This is a genomic window from Mesorhizobium kowhaii, from assembly GCF_042431665.1.
In the GTDB taxonomy this organism is placed as follows: domain Bacteria; phylum Pseudomonadota; class Alphaproteobacteria; order Rhizobiales; family Rhizobiaceae; genus Mesorhizobium; species Mesorhizobium kowhaii.
This window is the reverse complement of the sequence record NZ_JBHLYT010000107.1, coordinates 1-3,001: the sequence shown is the minus strand read 5'-3', so window position 1 is coordinate 3,001 and position 3,001 is coordinate 1. Positions and strand designations below refer to the sequence as shown.

At 57.0% G+C, this 3,001-nt stretch carries 1 protein-coding gene; it reads left to right on the top strand.

Annotation, left to right across the window (positions count from 1 at the left end; genetic code table 11):
- Positions 1–1,712: 1,712 nt before the first annotated feature.
- On the top strand, positions 1,713–2,879 hold the full coding sequence (locus tag ACFFNA_RS35325) for a porin (RefSeq protein ID WP_378924524.1): 1,167 nt from the start codon (positions 1,713–1,715) through the stop codon (positions 2,877–2,879).
- Positions 2,880–3,001: the final 122 nt, after the last annotated feature.

Genomic DNA, 3,001 nt, shown 5'->3' with positions numbered 1-3,001 from the left:
TATCAAAATGCTCATCTCACGATCGCTTCGCGCAATGTGTCGCATGAGAGGCAGATGGATGAATGCGTCAGGGCGCTGCACGCCTATCTGCGTCCCGAGCCGGCAGCCGCTCAGCCGGGCGTCTAATAAATCCCGTTAATGAGTTTCCCGCTCCCGACGCGGATAAGAACCCAGGAGCACGCTCGCCCCATTATTTCATACAAAGTGAGCCTGCCCCCCTTGTGCGAAGTTCTGGGTTCAATCCGGAAGAGATTTTAGCACGCGCTCCCCCAACTTTGGGGAGATGACGAGACCTCCAACCTCCGCGACGGAAACGCCGCCGTCTCATGGGATGAGCATGCGACATTCGCTTTGCCCGCGCTCCCTGGGAGGCCTGCGCAGGGGCCAAGCAGGCGGCTTCTCCTTAAAGTGTCCGACTAAAGCAAGCTCGCCTGCTCAGCCTCGCGGCGCAGTTTTGCCGCGGCCCCGGCCCGGCCGGCAGGTCCCTTAGCAGCCGGGCCTTGTGATATTTTGTCAGGATCGAGGTCCGCAACAGTTTACCGTCCTATGCCGATAACTGTCATCCTTACCGCTGCGGTTCTCCTGGGTCTTGCGCTATGTCAAATCCGTTCCGCTTTCGCCGCGACACTGTATTTCGCCAATGCCTTTCCTCACGCGATGGTCCGCTCTAACCGCCGAACGCGATGGCATGAACACAATATCGGTTAGCTACAAGCGCCATCGTTCGCCCTGCCGAGATCATCACGCACACCGAGATTTTCGACGCTTTCCCTTCAGACTGCGCTTGGTCGAGGAGATCGGAGCGCGGCAATGCTATATGCTGGGGGACGATACGGCTAGGAGCCAGACATTGCTCGCTAGCGGACGCCCTCGGATAGCGATATCCGGCACTTCGATAACGCGTGGTATCGATTACAGGCAAGAAGCATTGGCAGTGGGCGCGCCGTGATCAGGACAGGAACGTGCTCGGCGTGTTCTTCCAAGGCTGCCAAGCGCCTGCTGACCCAGTCGCTTGCACAGAGTTGCGGCCCCAAGGGCATGATCATCGACAAATGGCGTTCCAATAACGCGATAGAACGTCAGGTGATGCCGAAAGTCGATCATCGCAAAAGAGGCTCAACAATCGCGCCGGGGGGTGCCATCGCGAAAACAGTTGGCCATACAGGACTTCCGATCCAGAGGCGGTTTACAACGCGTCGATCTTTCCAGCCTTGCGAAATCACTTGTCCGGACTGATTGGCAAGCTGCTGCACGCGATCGCCTTCAAGATGGGCCGTGCACCAAAACATGGCATACCCGGCCTGGCTAGTGAATTTCATGTCGACGTCAGTGGGTATCTCGCCCGATGTACCGAGCGGTGCCGCCTATGATGTCTCAAAGCCTACACAACAAACAAAAGCTGTCGCTATTGAACGAAAACGCTGGGCAGCGAACAGACTATCTATCCGAAACGTCTGCTTTTCGTGCTCAGCTTGACCTTCAAAGCGAAAAGACGGAACCGCAACAAGATGCGCCGGCCAACCTGAGCGTAAGCCCGCAGCTACGTCTCCAGGATGGCGCGTTATTTGCGTGGTCGATTTCCGTAGCCGTTGTGACGTCTGCCTACAACAAGCGGAGATGACTATGGCGATTGGCCCAGACGCGCTGAATTCCGTGGGGCAACTGACGAGTGTCGCTTTGCGTCGAGGCGCAGCCCACCGGAGCACGCGCGAATGAACATCAGGAGCCTTCTCCTCGGCTCAACTGCAGTGCTGATCGCCCTTTCCGACGCGCGCGCGGTCGATGCTGTGGCTGTGGCCGAGCCAGAATCGACCGAATACATCAAGGTCTGCGACGTGTACGGCTCCGGCTACTTCTACATCCCCGGCACCGAGACCTGTCTGCGCATCGGCGGCGATGTCCTTTACGACATCGGCCTGGGCCATGTCGGATCGTATGACGGCGCCAGAACCTCAGACCTGAGGACTGGTGAGGATCAGGGCACATGGCGAAACAACGCTCGCTTGACCTTCAAAACTTGGACCGGCCAGGAGACCGAACTCGGCACACTGAAGACCTATACGGAAACCCGCATGGACTTTGGTAATCGCAACGCTTATTCGGGCACGGACAGCCCGCAAAACTACGCCTTCAACAGAGGCGTCAAATTGGCTTTCACTTGGATTCAGCTTGGCGGCCTGCGAGTTGGTAAGGACTGGTCGGCCTTCCACGTGTTTACTGGCCACGCTGGCGACGTCCTCAATAAGATGCTTGTTCCGCACGGCGGCTACGAAGCCAACGTGGTTCAGTACTACTTTGACAGCGGCAACGGCTTTTCGGCGGTGGCTTCACTCGAAGAAGGCTCGGGCGTAGTCGGGACTATCGACAGCTATGTTCCGCATGTCGTCGGCGGCGTGAAATACATGCAAGGCTGGGGGGCGATCGCTGGCGTTGTCGCTTATGATAGCAACTACGAATCTCTGGCTGGTAAGGTCCGCGTCGACGTCAATGTCACAAACGAATTTTCGCTATTCGGAACGTTCGGCTACGGCTCCTATGGCAAGCTCAGCGACAACTCCATTAACACAATCGACGCTCATCGTCGCAGCTTCTACAAATTTTGGGGCGGCAACTGGGCTTTCTGGGCCGGCGCCACTTACAGATTCAACGAGAAAACTTCGTTCAACCTTCAGGTCTCGGGTGATCAGCTCAAGGACTATGGTCTGACTGCAAACGCTGTCTATACGGCGTTTGCAGGTCTAATAATCACAGCCGAAATCGACTACGACCACTATGGCGACTTCGGCGCCGGCATGGTTGACCCTTCCAACGTGAACTGGACCAAAGCTGACAAAAAGAACAGCGTCGGCGGCATCATCCGTTTCCAACACTCATTCTAACGGAATGAGAAACTGCATCTGGGCACCTCGAACTACGGCATTTCCGAGACCTGTGGGGCGGCAAAGCGGTTCGGCCCGGGCTGATGGCGGGAAGTGGCTTCGGTTTTGGTCGTTGAGGTTGA

What these genes read in the sequence shown, in the direction of transcription:
- ACFFNA_RS35325 (WP_378924524.1), top strand. Translation starts at nt 1,713, where the DNA reads ATGAACATCAGGAGCCTTCTCCTCGGCTCAACTGCAGTGCTGATCGCC.